This window comes from Bradyrhizobium huanghuaihaiense, from assembly GCF_025200885.1.
GTDB lineage: Bacteria > Pseudomonadota > Alphaproteobacteria > Rhizobiales > Xanthobacteraceae > Bradyrhizobium > Bradyrhizobium huanghuaihaiense.
Map to the genome: position 1 here is coordinate 976,373 of NZ_CP104172.1, position 15,286 is coordinate 991,658.

Annotated in this window: 14 protein-coding genes; 2 read left to right on the forward strand and 12 right to left on the reverse strand. The window is 64.2% G+C overall.

Annotated features, from left to right (window positions below; translation table 11 throughout):
- The first annotated feature begins 26 nt into the window (after window positions 1-26).
- Window positions 27-653, forward strand: coding sequence for a pyridoxamine 5'-phosphate oxidase family protein (locus tag N2603_RS04530; RefSeq protein ID WP_260387842.1), 627 nt, complete (start codon window positions 27-29; stop codon window positions 651-653).
- A gap of 294 nt (window positions 654-947) precedes the next feature.
- On the opposite strand, the gene N2603_RS04535 is transcribed toward N2603_RS04530, so the two are convergent.
- The 3 genes from N2603_RS04535 to N2603_RS04545 are packed head-to-tail and all read right to left on the reverse strand — an operon-like array spanning window position 948 to window position 4,493.
- A complete protein-coding gene (locus tag N2603_RS04535; RefSeq protein WP_018643298.1) occupies window positions 948-1,679 on the reverse strand; it encodes an ABC transporter ATP-binding protein in 732 nt (243 codons plus the stop codon).
- Complete coding sequence (locus N2603_RS04540) at window positions 1,676-3,445, reverse strand: branched-chain amino acid ABC transporter ATP-binding protein/permease (RefSeq protein WP_260387843.1); 1,770 nt, start codon at window positions 3,443-3,445, stop codon at window positions 1,676-1,678. Before N2603_RS04540 ends, N2603_RS04535 begins: the two co-directional genes overlap by 4 nt.
- A 7-nt stretch (window positions 3,446-3,452) precedes the next feature.
- The gene (locus tag N2603_RS04545; protein ID WP_260387844.1) at window positions 3,453-4,493 is read right to left on the reverse strand and encodes a branched-chain amino acid ABC transporter permease; all 1,041 of its coding nucleotides are present in this window, start codon (window positions 4,491-4,493) and stop codon (window positions 3,453-3,455) included.
- A 177-nt stretch (window positions 4,494-4,670) separates the two neighbouring features.
- On the opposite strand from N2603_RS04545, the gene N2603_RS04550 reads away from it, so the two are divergent.
- Window positions 4,671-5,192: a MarR family winged helix-turn-helix transcriptional regulator gene (locus N2603_RS04550; RefSeq protein ID WP_211412438.1), complete on the forward strand. Its 522-nt coding sequence runs from the start codon at window positions 4,671-4,673 to the stop codon at window positions 5,190-5,192.
- Window positions 5,193-5,308: 116 nt separating this feature from the next.
- On the opposite strand, the gene N2603_RS04555 is transcribed toward N2603_RS04550, so the two are convergent.
- From N2603_RS04555 to N2603_RS04595, 9 genes are all read right to left on the reverse strand, one after another.
- A complete protein-coding gene (locus N2603_RS04555) occupies window positions 5,309-6,592 on the reverse strand; it encodes a glycerate kinase type-2 family protein (protein WP_260387845.1) in 1,284 nt (427 codons plus the stop codon).
- Window positions 6,593-6,780: 188 nt separating this feature from the next.
- Window positions 6,781-8,010 carry an ABC transporter substrate-binding protein gene (locus N2603_RS04560; RefSeq protein ID WP_260387846.1) on the reverse strand — a complete coding sequence of 410 codons (1,230 nt, stop codon included), beginning with the start codon at window positions 8,008-8,010 and terminating at the stop codon, window positions 6,781-6,783.
- A gap of 245 nt (window positions 8,011-8,255) precedes the next feature.
- Window positions 8,256-9,482: an ABC transporter substrate-binding protein gene (locus tag N2603_RS04565; protein WP_260387847.1), complete on the reverse strand. Its 1,227-nt coding sequence runs from the start codon at window positions 9,480-9,482 to the stop codon at window positions 8,256-8,258.
- A gap of 119 nt (window positions 9,483-9,601) precedes the next feature.
- Entirely contained in the window at window positions 9,602-10,837 is a 1,236-nt protein-coding gene (locus N2603_RS04570; RefSeq protein ID WP_018646801.1) for an ABC transporter substrate-binding protein, read from the reverse strand.
- Window positions 10,838-10,867: 30 nt separating this feature from the next.
- Entirely contained in the window at window positions 10,868-11,887 is a 1,020-nt protein-coding gene (locus N2603_RS04575) for a branched-chain amino acid ABC transporter permease (RefSeq protein ID WP_260387848.1), read from the reverse strand.
- Between the two features lie 2 nt (window positions 11,888-11,889).
- Entirely contained in the window at window positions 11,890-12,768 is an 879-nt protein-coding gene (locus N2603_RS04580) for a branched-chain amino acid ABC transporter permease (RefSeq protein WP_018646803.1), read from the reverse strand.
- Between the two features lie 13 nt (window positions 12,769-12,781).
- A complete protein-coding gene (locus tag N2603_RS04585) occupies window positions 12,782-13,495 on the reverse strand; it encodes an ABC transporter ATP-binding protein (RefSeq protein ID WP_018646804.1) in 714 nt (237 codons plus the stop codon).
- Window positions 13,492-14,289: an ABC transporter ATP-binding protein gene (locus tag N2603_RS04590; protein WP_018646805.1), complete on the reverse strand. Its 798-nt coding sequence runs from the start codon at window positions 14,287-14,289 to the stop codon at window positions 13,492-13,494. The genes N2603_RS04585 and N2603_RS04590 overlap by 4 nt, the downstream gene beginning before the upstream one ends.
- 66 nt (window positions 14,290-14,355) lie before the next feature.
- The gene (locus N2603_RS04595; RefSeq protein ID WP_020608074.1) at window positions 14,356-15,222 is read right to left on the reverse strand and encodes an IclR family transcriptional regulator; all 867 of its coding nucleotides are present in this window, start codon (window positions 15,220-15,222) and stop codon (window positions 14,356-14,358) included.
- Window positions 15,223-15,286: the final 64 nt, after the last annotated feature.

The following is a 15,286-nucleotide window of genomic DNA, read 5'->3' on the forward strand; positions in this document are numbered from 1 at the left end:
CGCCCGGAATTTCAGGAGATGTTCCGATGACTGCAGTCCACACCTATGCCAGCGACGTCGCCTTCTCGCCCGCAGTGAAGGCGATCCAGGCGCGCAAGGGCTCGCGCGATGCCTATGCGCGCAGCGAGCAGCGCGGCTGGCGCACCGAGGTCGACGAGAACCTCGAAGCTTTCCTGGCTGACGCCAACAGCTTCTACTTCTCAACCGCCTCGGCCGACGGTCAGCCCTACATCCAGCACCGCGGCGGTCCGAAGGGATTTCTCAAGGTGCTCGACAAGCAGACGCTTGCCTTCGCCGATTATGCCGGCAACCAGCAGTTCATCACTCAGGGCAATCTCTCGGAGAACCCCAAGGCCTACATCTTCGTGATGGACTACGCCCATCGCCGCCGGGTGAAGATCTGGGGCGAGGCGCGCGTCGTCGAGGACGACGAGGCGCTGACGACGTCGCTGATGCCGAAGGGTTACCGCGCGCGGCCGGAGCAGGTGATCCTGTTCAAGATCGCGGCCTGGGACACCAACTGCCCGCAGCACATTCCGCAGAAGTTCGACGCGGGCGATGTGGCGACCGCGCTGGCGGCGAGGGACCAGCGGATCGCGGAGCTGGAAGCGGAAGTCGCGGCGTTGAAGGGAGGGAAGGCAGCGACGACTTGAGCGGCCCTCTTCGCCTCTCCCCGCGTGCGGGGAGAGGCCGGATCGCATCGCAGGTGCGATCCGGGTCAGGGGGAGTATCCGCGAGTCGGATCAGGTTGATATGGCGCCCCGCCATCCACACCGTCATTGCGAGCGTAGCGAAGCAATCCAGTGTCTCCGCGGAAAGATTCTGGATTGCTTCGCTACGCTCGCAACGACGAGGAGAGATCGCGAGCTCGGCTATCACCGTCTGCGCGGAGGCAGCCCCTCACCCCGACCCTCTCCCCGTAAGAACGGGGGGAGGGAGAAGAGAGACTAAATCACGCTCGCGCCTTCGTGCTGGAATCCGAGATAGCTCGCCGCCACCCGCTCGTTCGCGGCGATGTCGCTGGCCTTGCCGCTGAGCACGAACTCGCCGAGCTCCATCACATAGGCCTGGTCCGCGATCTTCAGCGCGGCCTGCGCGTTCTGCTCGACCAGCAGCACGGAGACGCCGCTGGTGCGGAGCTCGGTCACGATGCGGAAGATGTCGGCGACGATGATCGGGGCGAGGCCGAGGCTCGGCTCGTCCAGCATCAGGAGCTTCGGCTCGCCCATCAGCGCGCGGCCCATGGCGAGCATCTGCTGCTCGCCGCCGGACAGCGTACCGGCGAGCTGCTTGCGGCGCTCCTTGAGCCGCGGAAACAGCGTGTAGACCCGCTCGATCGAGGACTTCGCCCGGCTCCGCTCGATGCGAAAGGCGCCGAGCTCGAGGTTGTCCTCGACATTCATGGTCACGAATAATTCGCGGTGCTCCGGCACGAGGCCGAGCCCCATCGCGACGCGGTCCTCGATGTCGAGCCGGGCGAGATCCTGCCCGGCGAAGGCGACGCGGCCCTTCAGCGGCAGGATGCCCATGATGGCCGAGAGCAGCGTGGTCTTGCCGGCACCGTTGGCGCCGACGATGGTGACGATCTCATTGGCGCCGACCTCGAGCGAGACCGAGCGCACGGCCTCGACCTTGCCATAGGCGACGTGGGCGTCGGTGACGGACAACAGCGCGCTCATGCCGCCACTCCGAGATAGGCCTTGATCACTTCGGGATTGGTCTTGATCGTGGCGGGCGTGTCCTCCGCGATCTTGGTGCCGAAATCGAGCACGACGATGCGGTCGGCAAGGTTCATCACGAAGCCCATGTCGTGCTCGACCAAGAGCACGCTCATGCCGCCGTCGCGCAGCTCGCGCAGCAGCGCGGCGAGGCGCTGCTTCTCCATGTGGCGCAGGCCCGCGGCCGGCTCGTCGAGCAAGAGCAGCATCGGATCGACGCACAGCGCGCGGGCGATCTCGACGATGCGCTGCTGGCCCAGCGAGAGCGAGCCGGCGAGCTGGTGCATCTGCTCGGCGAGGCCGACGCGCTCGATCTGCCGCGCGGCTTCCGCGAGCAGTTTTGCCTCGTCGGCGCGGTCGAGCCGCAGCATCGAGGCGATCGGGCCGGAATGGCCGCGCAGATGCGCGCCGATCGCGACATTCTCCAGCACGGTCATGTCGGGGACCAGCTTGACGTGCTGGAAGGTCCTGCTGATGCCGAGCTTGACGATCTCCTGCGGCGGCGCCTTGTCGACCTTCCTGCCGAGCACGGAGATCGAGCCCGAGGTCGCCGACAGCACGCCGGTGATCAGGTTGAAGGTGGTGCTCTTGCCGGCGCCGTTCGGTCCGATCAGCGCGACGATTTCCTTGGCCTGGACGTCGAAGGAGACGTTGTTGACCGCGACCACGCCGCCGAATTGTTTTCGCGCCTTCTCGACCTGGAGCAGCACGCCGGCCTCGGCGGGCGCGCGGGTGCGCTGCTCCAGCTTCAGCGAGGTGTCCGGCTTCTTGCCGCTGGTGCGCTCGGGCAGGAACGAGATCAGCCAGGGCCACAGGCCGCCGGGGGCGAGCTGCAGCAGCGCCACCAGCATGATGCCGAACACGATGGTCTCGACCTGGCCGGAGCCGGGCAGGATCAGCGGCAGATAGCTCTGCAGCACCTCTTTCAGCACCACGACGATCGCCGCGCCCAGCACGCCGCCCCAGACATAGCCGGCGCCGCCGACCACCGCGATGAAGAGATATTCGATGCCGGCCTGCGCGCCGAACGGCGTCGGGTTCACCGCGCGCTGAAGATGGGCGTAGAGCCACCCCGAAAGACCGGCCAGCACCGCGGCGTGGATGAACACCAGCAGCTTGGCCCGCGGCGTGTGCACGCCGAACGCCTCGGCGGCGACATGGCCGCGCCGCAGCGCGCGGATGGCGCGGCCGGTGCGGGAGTCCAAGAGATTCATTGTGAGCCAGGCCGAGAGGATCACAGCGACCCAGATCGCGTAATAGATCGAGCCGGGCGAGAGCATCTTGAACGTGCCGATCGACAGCGGCGGGATCGCCGAGATGCCGTCGTTTCTCCCCAGGAACTCCAGCTTGCTGAAGAGGTAGAACAGCCCGAGCCCCCAGGCGAGCGTGCCGAGCGGCAGATAGTGGCCGGAGAGGCGGACCGTGATCAGCCCGAGCAGCACCGCCAGCGATCCGCTGACGATGAGCGACAGCGGCAGCGTCAGCCAGGGCGACAGGCCGTAGGCCGTCGACAGCACTGCGGTGGTGTAGGCGCCGAAGCCGACGAAGGCCGCCTGCCCGAACGAGGTGAGGCCGCCGACGCCGGTCAGCAGCACGAGGCCCATCGCGACCAGCGCCGCAAGGCCGATATTGTCGAGCAGCACGATCCAGAACGGCGGCATGCCGGGAACGAACGGAATCGCCGCCATGACGAGTGCGAAGACGAGGATGGGAAGCCGGCTCTGCATCTTGGCCTCAGTCCTTCTCTTCTTCGACCGCGGGCGCGGCGAGCGAGCGCAGCAGCAGCACGGGGATCAGCAGCATGAAGACGATCACTTCCTTGTAGTTGGAGGCGTAGAAGGACGAGAACGCCTCGACGATGCCGACGACCAGCGCCGCGACGGCGGTGAGGGGATAGCTGACGAGGCCGCCGATGATCGCGGCGACGAAGCCTTTCAGGCCGATCAGGAAGCCCGAGTCATAATAGAGCGTCGTGATCGGCACGATCATGATGCCCGACAGCGCGCCGATGACGGAAGCGAGCAGGAACGCGATCTGCCCCGACAGCGTGGTGCGGATGCCGGCGAGCCGCGCGCCGAGCCGGTTCACGGCGGTTGCGCGCAGCGCCTTGCCGTAGAGCGTCAGGCCGAAGAACAGCCAGAGACCGACGATGAAGGCGACGGTGATGGCGTAGACGGTGATGCTCTGGCCGGTGAAGCGCAGCGCGCCGGCGGTGAAGGCGCCGGACAGCACGGCAGGCCCGCGCTGGCCTTCGGCGCCGAAGAACAACAGGCCGAGGCCCTGCAGCGCGAGGTGCACGCCCACCGAGGCGATCAGCAGCACCAGCACGGAGGTGTGCGCCAGCGGCTGGAAGGCAATGCGGTAGAGATAGAGGCCGATCATCGCCACGATCACCAGCGACAGCGCGATGCAGACCGCCACCGGCGGCTTCTGCGCGGCGAAGGTGATGGTCAGCGCCAGCACGATGGAAGGCAGCACGATGTTGGTGATGAAGCTGCGGACGACCAGCCGCCCATGCAGCGCCTTGCGCGCCACGAACAGGTCGAAGGCGAAGGCGCCGATGCCCAGCGCCAGCGCAAGCTTCGCCGTGCCCGGCATCTGGCCCGCGGCCAGCGAGGCATAGGTCAGCGCGCCATAGGTGACGAATTCGCCCTGGGGAATGAGGATGACGCGGGTGACGGCGAACACCAGCACCAGCGCCAGGCCGAGCAGCGCGTAGATTGCGCCATTGGTGATGCCGTCCTGCACCAGGAACAGCATGATGGTGGTGTTCAAGACCGGACGCTCCCCCTCAAGATTGGGGACCGGCCTCCGCAATTGCGGTGGATGGTCCCCACACAGCCATTGAAAAACGCTGACGATATTTGATATGGTCCATAACAATTATCAAATATAACATCAAGGGTGGGGAGCGACCCGTCCCGAATTTAGCGGGATTACGAGCACGAGGCGATGACCGTTTCCAAAACCGCTGAAAAGTCTTCCGAAAAGCCCGCCGACGCGGCCAAGGGCCGCAAGGACGCGGGTGAGCCGCAGGCGGAAGCCCTCCAGCTCGGCGAGTTGTCCGAGCAGCTCGGCTATGTCCTGAAGCGGGCACAGCTCAAGGTGTTCGAGAACTTTTTGCGCTGCATGGCCTCGCTCCAGCTGACGCCGGCGCAGTTCTCGGTGCTGCTGCTGGTCGAGAAGAACCCGGGCCGTAACCAGACCGAGATCGCCTCCACGCTCGGCATCCTCAGGCCGAACTTCGTGGCCATGCTCGACAATCTCGAGAGCCGCGACCTTTGCGCGCGGATCCGCTCCACCAACGACCGCCGCTCGCACATCCTGGTCTTGACCGACAAGGGCAAGGCGGTGCTGGCGCGGGCCAAGAAGCTCGTCGCCACCAAGCACGAGGCGCGGCTGAACGATCTGCTCGGCCAGGCCAACCGCGAGGCCCTGATCGGGATGCTCTCGAAGATCGCGAACGAGTTTTGAGGGGGGCTGTCACCTCACGTCATTGCGAGCGCAGCGAAGCAATCCAGAGTGTCTCCGCGGAGGGATTCTGGATTGCTTCGCTGCGCTCGCAATGACGCCGGAGGAGCCGGCGCGCCTCAATCCACCAAAATCACCCTGATATCATTCACGTTCGTCAGCGTCGGGCCGGGCTGCAGCAGATCCCCCGTCGCCTCGAAGAACGTCGTCGCATCGTTGTTGTCGAGATAGGCCTGCGGCTGCAGCCCCAGCGCCTTCATCTTGGCGAAGGTCGCAGCGTCGATCAGCGCCCCGGCGGGGTCGGTCGGGTGGCCGGCGCCGCCGTCGGCGCCGTCGGTGTCGCCGGCCAGCGCCGAAATGTTCGGCGTGTCCTTGAGCAGTTCCGCGAGCGCCAGCGCATATTCCTGGTTGGGCCCGCCGCGCCCGTTGCCGCGCACGGTCACCGTGAGCTCGCCGCCGGAGAGGATCGCGATGCGCTTGCCTTGCGCGCGGGCCTGAAGCGCGAGCTTGGCATGATTGGCCGCGACCTCGCGCGCCTCGCCTTCGAGATCGGCGCCGAGATCGATGGTCTCGTAGCCGGCCTCCTTCGCAAGCTTCACCGCGGCGTCCAGCGATTGCTTGGGCCGCGCGATCAATTCGAACGACGCGCGCGCGAAGGCGGCATCGCCGGGCTTGCAGCTTTCATTGGCGGGATCGTCGAGCGCGCGGCGCACGGCATCGTCGATGTCGAGCCTGTACTTCGCCACGATCGCGCGCGCGTCGGCGAGCGTGGTCGGATCGGGCACGGTCGGGCCGGAGGCGATGGCGGAGGGATCATCGTGCGGCACGTCGGAGATCGCGAGCGTGACGATTTCGGCCGCGTTCCTGCCGGCGCGCGCGAGCCGCCCGCCCTTGATGCGCGAGAGATGTTTCCTGACGACATTCATCTCGCCGATCGGCGCGCCCGAACGCAGCAGCGCCTTGTTGACCGCCTGCTTCTGCGCGAAGCTGATGCCGTCCACGGGTGCGATCCAATTCGCCGAGCCGCCGCCGGTGAGCAGCACCAGCAGCAGATCGTCAGGGCCAGCCTCGCCGGCGAGCGCGAGCGTGTCGGCGGCGCCCTTCAGGCCGGCTTCGTCAGGCACGGGATGACCGGCCTCGACCACGCGGATGCGGCGCGTCGGCACGCCATAGCCGTGGCGCGTGGTGGCGATGCCCACCAGCCGCTCCGGCGCGAGTTTCAACGTGTCGAGATAGTGCCGTTCCGCGGCCGCGGCCATCGCGCCGGCGCCCTTGCCGGCGGCGAGACAGATCACGCGGCCTTTGGGCGCGGGGCGCAAGTGCGGCGCCAGAATCGTATTCGGATGGGCGGCGGCAACGGCGGCGTCGTAGAGCGCGCGGAGCAGGGGACGTCGGTCGGTCATGACGATGGCCTTCGGCGAACAAGAGAGATCGGCGGCAAGCGCCAGTCACATGCCTACCGCATCATGCGCAAAAGCGTAAGCAGGCTTTCCTGTCATTCGATTGTGCAATCGCGTGATGATAATCGAAGGGCAAACAAAAGCCCCCTGCGTGAGGCCGCAGGGGGCTTGCTTTACGTGCTTGTTGGCGGCTAGCCGCCGGCGTCAGCGCTGATCACGTCGCCGAACAGATCCCATTTGTCGCCCTTGAACTTCATGAGCTGAAGCGAACTGATCGGCGCGAAGTCGTTGGCGCCGGTGTTGATCTTGATGCCGGGCAGCAGCACTTCGGTGCGGAAATCCTTCAGACTCGCCGCCTGCTTCATGACGTTCTCGCGCGTGAGATTGTCGCCGCAGTTCTTCAGCACTTCGACCAGGGTCTGTGCCACGCCATAGCCGACGATGGTGCCGCCGTCGAGCTTGTCGCCCTCCGGGAAGTATTTCGTCATGAAGTCAAGGAAGCCCTTCATGCCGGCGTCGTCCTTCCACTGCGGATCGGAAACGTCCTTCAGATATGCGGCCGAGATGATGTCCTGCGAGTTCTCGAAGCCGGCGGGCTTGATCACGCTGCCGACCGAGGCCGAGACGTTGTTGAGGAAGTGAGTCGGTTTCCAGCCGATTTCGGAGATCTTCTTGATCGCCTGTGCCGCGAACTTCGGCGTGGTGATGTTGATGAAGACGTCGGCGCCGGTCGCCTTCAGCTTGACGATGTGATTGTCGATGGTCGGCTCTGAGGTCTCGTAGCTTTCCTCCAGCACGATCATGCTTGCGCCCTTGGCGCCGAGACCGTCCTTCAGGCCCTTCAGGTAGTCCTTGCCGTAATCGTCGTTCTGGTAAAGGACGCCGATCTTGGCGTTTGGCATGGTCTTCAGGATATATTTCGCGTAGATCTGCGTCTCGCTCTGGTAATTCGGCTGCCAGCCCATCGTCCACGGGAAGTTCTGCGGATCGTTCCACTTGGTGGCGCCGGTGGCGACGAACAGCTGCGGCACCTTCTTCGAATTCATGTATTTCTGGATCGCCGAGTTCGGCGGCGTGCCGAGCGAGTTGAAGATGAACAGCACCTCGTCGCTTTCGACCAGCTTGCGCGCCTGCTCCACCGTCTTCGGCGGCGAATAGGCGTCGTCATAGCTGATGTAATTGATCTTGCGGCCGTTGATGCCGCCCTCTTCGTTGATCTTCTTGAAATAGGCGGCTTCGGTCCGCCCGATGATGCCGTAGGCGGAGGCAGGTCCGCTGTAGGGCATGATGTTGCCGATCTTGATTTCGGTGTCGGTGGCGCCGGTATCGTATTTCTTCTGGGCCGATGCAGTGGAGGCCGAGGCCGCAATGAGCGCAAGCGCCAGTGACGCGGCCGCAAGTTTGCCGGTGACAGCGGGCATTCCAATCTCCCTATTTATTTTCTTGGTGTGTGTGCGTCCCTTTTCTTGTGTTGCTTGTTCTTGGCGACGCGCCCGCAATTCAATACGATTTGCCTGGTGCCTTCAACAGAAAGCCCCCGCGACGGCGTCGCGGGGGCTGCTCCTTTAGTAGTCATGGACACGGGCGCAGCAGCGCGTGCGGTGCAAGATGGCGTAACCGTCTTGAGTTGTCTTGCTCTATAGGGGCGATTTTGAGTTGAGGGGGCTCAGTGGTTCACCTCGCTCGAGATGACGTCGCCGAACAGCTCCCATTTCTTGCCCTTGAAGCGCATCATCTGGAGCTGCTCGATCGGGGCGAAATTATCGGGTGCGGTGTTGATCTTGATGCCGGGCAGCAGCGTATCGGGCGCGAAATCCCGGATGCTGGCGGCCTGCCTCATGACGTTCTCGCGGGTGAGATCGTCGCCGCACATCTGCAGCACCTTCACCATGGTCTGGGCTGCGGCATAGCCAAACACCACGCCGGCATCGAGCTTGTTGGCCTTGGGCGCGTACTGCGCGAGGAAATTGTAGAACTTCTTCATGCCGTCATCGGCGTTCCATTGCGGGTCCGAGCCGTCCTTGGCGTAGGTGGCCGACAGGATGCCTTGCGAGACCTCGAGGCCCGCCGGCTCCAGCACGCCGCCGACCGAGGCCGAGACGTTGGAGATGATGTGGACCGGGTGCCAGTTGATCTCGGCCGCCTTCTTGATCGCCTGTGCGGCGAATTTCGGCGTGGTGATGCTGATGAAGACGTCGGCGCCTGAGGCCTTCAATTTCACGACGTGTTCGTCGATCGCGGGCTCCGAGGTGTCGTAGCTGTCCTCCAGCACGATCATCGAGGCCTTCGGCCCGAGGCCCTGTTTCAGTCCCCTGAGATAGTCCTTGCCGAAATCGTCGTTCTGGTAGAGCAGGCCGATCTTCGCGTCCGGCTTCTCCTTCATGATGTACTTGGCGTAGATCCGGGCCTCGCTCGCGTAGCTCGGCTGCCAGCCCATGGTCCAGGGATATTGCTTCGGATCGTTCCATTTCGAGGCGCCGCTCGCCACGAACAATTGCGGCACCTTCTTCTCGTTCATGTATTTGCGGATCGCGCCATTGGTGGAGGTGCCGAGCGAACCGAAGATCAGCAGCACTCCGTCGCTCTCGACCAGCTTGCGCGCCTGCTCCACCGTCTTCGGCGGCGAATAGCCGTCGTCGTAGGAGATGAACTTGATCTTGCGGCCGTTGATGCCGCCCTCGGCATTGATCTTGTTGAAATAGGCTTCCTCGGTCCTGCCGATCGCGGCATAGGCGGAGGCCGGCCCGCTATAGGGCATGATGTTGCCGATCTTGATTTCGGTATCGGAAGCACCGCTGTCGTATTTCTTCTGCGCCAGCACCGGGCTCGTCATCGCGGTGCACAATGCAAGGGCGGCCGAGACGGCCACAACCTGAAAACGAACGGCAGTCATTGTTCTCCTACCCCGGGCTGGATCGGCCGCATTGAACAAGATTGACGCCCGGCGTCAACAAAAAGCCCCCGCGATCGCTCGCGGGGGCCTATCGATGCCAGGACTATGACGTCAGCGTGTCACTCGGAGGCGACGTCGCCGCTGATGATCTCGCCGAACAGTTCCCACTTCTCACCCTTGAAGCGCTGCATCTGCAGCTGCGAGATCGGGGCGAAGTCGGTGGCGCTGGTGTTGATCTTGACGCCGGGCAGCAGGGTGTCCGGGGCAAAATCCTTCAGGCTCGCCGCCTGCTTCATCAGGTTGGCGCGGGTGAGATCGTCACCGCACATCTCCAGCACCTTGGCCAGCGTCGAGGCTGCGCCATAGCCGTAGACCATGCCGGTGTCGGTCTTGTCGGCGCCGGGCATGTACTTGTCGACGAACTCGTTCCACTTCTTCATGCCGGGGTCGTTGTTCCACTGCGGATCCGTGGAGTCCTTGGCATAGGCCGCCGACAGCACCTCCTGCGAGGCCTCGAAGCCGGCCGGCTTCATCACGCTTCCGACCGAGATCGAGACGTTGGTCAGGATCTGCAGCGGCTTCCAGGTGAGCTCGGCGGTCTTCTTGATGGTCTGCGCCGCGAATTTCGGCGTCGCGTAGATCAGCAGCACGTCGGGATTGGCGGCCTTGATCTTGACGATGTGGCCGTCGATCGAGGGCTCGGACACCTCATAGCTCTCTTCCATGACGATCATGGACGAGGCCTTGGCGCCGAGGCCGTCCTTGGTGCCCTTGAGGTAGTCTTTGCCGAAATCGTCGTTCTGGTAGAGGATCGCGACCTTGGCGTTCGGCTTCTCCTTCATCAGCCATTTCGCGTAGATCTGCGCTTCGCTCTGGTAGGAGGGCTGCCAGCCCATGGTCCAGGGGAAGTTCTTCGGGTCGTTCCACTTGGTGGCGCCGGTGGCGACGAACAGCTGCGGGATCTTCTTGGCGTTCAGGTATTTCTGGATCGCCGTGTTCGAGGGCGTGCCGAGCGGGTTGAACACGGCCAGCACCTCGTCGCTCTCGACCAGCTTGCGGACCTGCTCGACTGCTTTCGGCGGCGAATAGGCGTCGTCATAGGTGACGAAGTTGACCTTGCGGCCGTTGATGCCGCCCTTGTCGTTGATCATCTTGAAATAGGCTTCTTCGGTCTTGCCGATGATGCCATAGGCCGACGCCGGACCGCTGTACGGCATGATGTTGCCGATCTTGATCTCGGTATCGGAAGCGCCGGTGTCGTATTTCTTTTGGGCAAATGCCGCGCCGGAGTTGAAAGTGATGGCCGCCGTTGCCGTGACCAGCGCGGCGGCTCGCAGTGTTCTTCCAAAAGACAATTCGGGTCTCCTTTGTACGATGAATGGATTTCAGTTCTTTCTGAGCTTTCCAGCGAGTTGCTGGCCCAGGATTGCGATCTGCCTTGCGCCATGCGGCACGAGGTAGATGACGAGGAACAGGAGCACGCCGAACACGGCGCCGGAGAGACCCTTGGAGATGCTCTCCGCCATGTTCGGCACGAAGATGATGAAGGCCGCACCGACGAACGAGCCGGGCAGCCAGCCGACGCCGCCGACCACCATGCCGAGGAACAGCGAGATCGCGAGCGTGATGGTGTAGCTGTCGGGGGCCACGAACTGCACCGCGATGGCGCCGAGCGAGCCGGCAATGCCGGTGATCGCCGCCGACACGCCGAAGGCAAGCGTCTTGTAGAGCGCGACGTTGACACCCATCGAGGAGGCCGCGATCTCGTTGTCGCGGATCGCCATGAAGGCGCGGCCTGATCTCGAGCGCAACAGGTTCACCGAGAAGATATAGATCGCGATCGTCACGAGGAGCGTGAAGTAGTACAGCCACATGTCCTGCGACATCGGCAGGCCGAACGGCGCGTCGGGCTTGGTGACGACGAGGCCCTGCACGCCGCCAGTCCAGTGCTCGAGGAAGTTCAGCTTCAGGAGCTGCGGCATCGCGGTGGCGAGCGCGAAGGTCGCGAGCGCGAGATAGACGCCCGATAGCCGCAGGGCCGGTTTGCCGAAAAGGTAACCGAATCCGAAGCAGACCACGGCGGAAATCGGAATGGTCAGCGCGTAGTTGATGTTGGCGTGCTCCATCAGCACTGCCGAAGTATAGGCGCCGACCGCGTAGAACGCGCTCTGGCCGAGCGAGAACTGGCCCGAGCCGCCGGTCAGGATGTTCAGCGCCAGCACCGCGAGCCCGTAGATCAGGAGCATCGTCATCTGGAAGATGATGAAGTTCTTGACGAAGACGGGCACGATCAAAAGCGCGGCGAGCACCACCAGCGAGGTGCCGGTGCCCAGCGTCATGGCCCGCTTCGGAACGGCCTCGACCGCCTGGTGGCCCTCTGCAACGACTTCTTCTGCAGCGCTCATGATCAAACTCGCTTGACGATGTGCCGGCCGAACAGGCCAGCGGGTTTGACGACCAGGACGGAGATGATCAGCGCGAGCGCGATCGGGAGTTTCAGCTCGTTGCCGACGCCGGGGATGTAGGTGCCGGCGAGGTTCTCGAAGACGCCGACCAGGAAGCCGCCGACCACGGCGCCGAACGGGCTGGTGAGGCCGCCGAGCACCGCGGCGGCAAAGCCGTAGATCAGGACGCCGCCCATCATGTTGGGCTCGAGGAACACCACGGGAGCGATCAGCATGCCGGCGATCGAGCCGATCGCGGTCGCCATGCCCCAGCCGAGCGCGATCATCCAGCTTGTGTTGATGCCGACGAGGCGCGCCGATTCAGGCACCGAGGCGGCCGCGCGCATGGCAAGGCCGATCCGCGTGTACTGGAAGAAGAAGTAGAGGCCGAGCAGCAGCAGCACGGTGACGCCGATCATGCCGGCCTGGTGGGTCGAGATCAGCTGGCTGCCCAGGAACGGCGCGGAGCCGAACGGGGTCGGATACTGCTTGATGGTGAAGTCCCAGAGCAGGCCGGCCGTAGAGTTGATGATCGCGTACAGCGCGATGAAGCCGGCGACGTTGGTCAGCACCGGCGCCTTCGCCAGCGGCTTGAACAGGATGCGCTCGATCGCGATGCCGGCGACGAAGGAGAAGGCCAGCGTGATCACGAAGGCGGCCCAGTAGGGCACGCCCCACTGCATCAGCTGCCAGGAGATGAAGGTCGAGAACATCGCCATCTCGCCCTGCGCGAAGTTGAGATGGTCGATCGCCTGGTAGATCATGACCACGGCGAGCGCCATGCAGGCGTAGATCGCGCCCGTGGCGATGCCGGCCAGGACCTGGTTGGTGAACAGCTCCATTGTCCCGGCTCCCTCAGTAACCCAGATAGGATTTGCGGATTTCTTCGTTGTTCGCGATGTCCTTGGCATTGCCCGACATCACGATGCGGCCGGTCTCGATCACGTAGGCCTGGTCGGCGAGCTCGAGCGCGAGCTGGGCGTTCTGCTCGACCACCAGGATCGACACCTTGTCCTCGCGGTTGATCTTGCCGAGGATGCCGAACAGGTCGCGCACGACCAGCGGCGCGAGGCCGAAGGAGGGCTCGTCGAGTAGCATCAGCCGCGGCCGCAGCATCAGCGCGCGGGCGACCGCGAGCATCTGCTGCTCGCCGCCGGAGAGCGTGCCGGCCTGCTGGGTGTGGCGCTGCTTCAGCACCGGGAAATGCGCATACATGCGCTCGATGTCGGAGACGATGCCGGCGCTGTCCTTGCGGGTGATGGCCCCTAACTGAAGGTTTTCCTCCACCGTCATGGTGGTGAAGGTGCCGCGCCCCTGCGGCACATGGGCGATGCCGAACCGCACGATGTTTTCGGTCGAGCGGTTGCTCAGCGGCTTGCCGTCGAATTCGATCGCGCCGGTGGAGCGCACCATGTTGCAGATCGCGCGCAGCGTCGTGGTCTTGCCGGCGCCGTTGGCCCCGAGCAGCGTCGTCAGCGATCCCTCGTTGAGCGAGAAGGACAGGCCATGGAGCGCCTGGACCTGGCCGTAATAGGCGCGCAAGTCCTTGACGTTGAGCAGAGTCGTCATTGGTCCTTGCTCCCGAGATAGGCCTTGATGACGTCGGGGTCCGCCTGCACCTGGGCCGGCGTGCCTTCCGCGAGCTTCTTGCCGAAATTCAGCGCGACGACGTGGTCGGCGATCGACATCACGAGGCCCATGTGATGCTCGACCAGCAGCACCGTCATGTGGCGTTCGTCACGGATTTTGCGGATGAGGTCGCCGAGCACATAGACTTCCTCGTGGTTGAGGCCGCCGGCAGGCTCGTCGAGCAGCAGGATCTTCGGATCGGCAGCCAGCGCGCGCGCCAGCTCGACGCGCTTCTGCGTGCCGAAGGGCAGGCCGGACACGGTGGTGTGGGCGACGTCCTCGAGGTCGAGATAGGCGAGGATCTCGTGCACCTTCTTGTTGACGTCGTTCTCGCTGCGCCGGACCCACGCCAGTTTCAGGGAGTCGCTGATGATGTCGCTGGAGGTCTTCGAATGCGCGCCGACGCGGACGTTGTCCATCACCGACAGGTTCGGAAACAGCGCCACGTTCTGGAAGGTGCGGCCGATGCCGATCTCGGCGATCCGGTGCGGCGGGCGCGACAGGATGCTGACGCCCTCCATCAGGATGTCGCCGGACGACGGCTGATACAGCCGCGAGAGGCAGTTGAAGAGCGTTGTCTTGCCGGCGCCGTTGGGGCCGATCAATCCGAGGATCTGGCCCTTGTGCATGTTGAAGGACACGCCGTTGAGCGCGATGATGCCGCCGAACACGACGCTGACGTCGCGAACCGCGAGCAGGGGCGATGTACCCTGCGCGAGCTGTGCCTGCGTCATCTCGTCTCGCCCACGATGTTCAGTGGGCGAAGGGGCGATGCGAACCGCTCCCTGTGACGACAAAGGCTATCTGATCCCCTCGGCCACACGCGCAACTTTTCCTCCTGATTTCAGCTTTTTGCTGACTTCTTTTTTGGAATGCGGCATCAGACCCCCGAGTGCCGCTTCGATGTTCCTTACCATCGCAAGCAGACGCGGTCCAATGTCGTTGATCAAACGCTCTTCCGTGAAGCGGAATGCGGGCGCGCCGCAATTGAATGCGTAAGGTCCGGTTCCGTCGTTGAGCTTGAGCGCGACGCCGGCGGCGCCGATGTCGTCGTGCCAGTCGCCGACGGAGATCGCAAAGCCGTATTTCGCGACGGTCTCGCCGGAACGTTCGAGGCCATCGCGCATCTTGGGCCAGCGGCTGCCGTAATGTTCACGCAGCATGCGTGACACCTCGGCACGATTGTCTTCGTCGAGCGCCCAGAAATAGGCGCGGCCCATCGCGCTGGTTGCAATCGGCACGCGCGAGCCGACGTCAAGTTGAACGCCGACCGTTTCGCTGCCGCGGCTCTGCCCGAAATAGATCATGCTGTGACGGTCGCGTCCGCCGACGGCGACGGCGCCGCCGGTGGCGCGCATCACTTCCTCGCGAAACGGCTCGGACAAATGCCGAACACCGAGATTGGCGAGCGCGGCGTAGCCGAGCGACATCGCGGCGGGCGCGAGCTGGTACTTCTCGAAACGGGGAACCGGCGTCAGATAGCCGAGCTTGGTCAGCGTATAAGTCAGCCGCGATACGGTCGGCTTGGGCAGATTGGTCCGCGCCGCGATCTCCTGATTGCCGAGCAGGCCGTCATTGGGTTGGAATGCGCGCAATACGTCCAGTCCGCGGGAAAGCGCGACGACGAAATTCCGATCGGTCGCAGTCTTCTTTCCTGTACGCTTCATCCCTGATCTGCTTCTTGCGCGGAGTCGTTGACAAGCCACGTGCTTCAAAATAACCCTGCCGTCA

Coding starts and splice junctions, on each gene's coding strand:
- N2603_RS04530 (WP_260387842.1), top strand. CDS start 27: ATGACTGCAGTCCACACCTATGCCAGCGACGTCGCCTTCTCGCCCGCA.
- N2603_RS04535 (WP_018643298.1), bottom strand. CDS start 1,679: ATGAGCGCGCTGTTGTCCGTCACCGACGCCCACGTCGCCTATGGCAAG.
- N2603_RS04540 (WP_260387843.1), bottom strand. CDS start 3,445: ATGCAGAGCCGGCTTCCCATCCTCGTCTTCGCACTCGTCATGGCGGCG.
- N2603_RS04550 (WP_211412438.1), top strand. CDS start 4,671: ATGACCGTTTCCAAAACCGCTGAAAAGTCTTCCGAAAAGCCCGCCGAC.
- N2603_RS04555 (WP_260387845.1), bottom strand. CDS start 6,592: ATGACCGACCGACGTCCCCTGCTCCGCGCGCTCTACGACGCCGCCGTT.
- N2603_RS04560 (WP_260387846.1), bottom strand. CDS start 8,010: ATGCCCGCTGTCACCGGCAAACTTGCGGCCGCGTCACTGGCGCTTGCG.
- N2603_RS04565 (WP_260387847.1), bottom strand. CDS start 9,482: ATGACTGCCGTTCGTTTTCAGGTTGTGGCCGTCTCGGCCGCCCTTGCA.
- N2603_RS04575 (WP_260387848.1), bottom strand. CDS start 11,887: ATGAGCGCTGCAGAAGAAGTCGTTGCAGAGGGCCACCAGGCGGTCGAG.
- N2603_RS04580 (WP_018646803.1), bottom strand. CDS start 12,768: ATGGAGCTGTTCACCAACCAGGTCCTGGCCGGCATCGCCACGGGCGCG.
- N2603_RS04585 (WP_018646804.1), bottom strand. CDS start 13,495: ATGACGACTCTGCTCAACGTCAAGGACTTGCGCGCCTATTACGGCCAG.
- N2603_RS04590 (WP_018646805.1), bottom strand. CDS start 14,289: ATGACGCAGGCACAGCTCGCGCAGGGTACATCGCCCCTGCTCGCGGTT.
- N2603_RS04595 (WP_020608074.1), bottom strand. CDS start 15,222: ATGAAGCGTACAGGAAAGAAGACTGCGACCGATCGGAATTTCGTCGTC.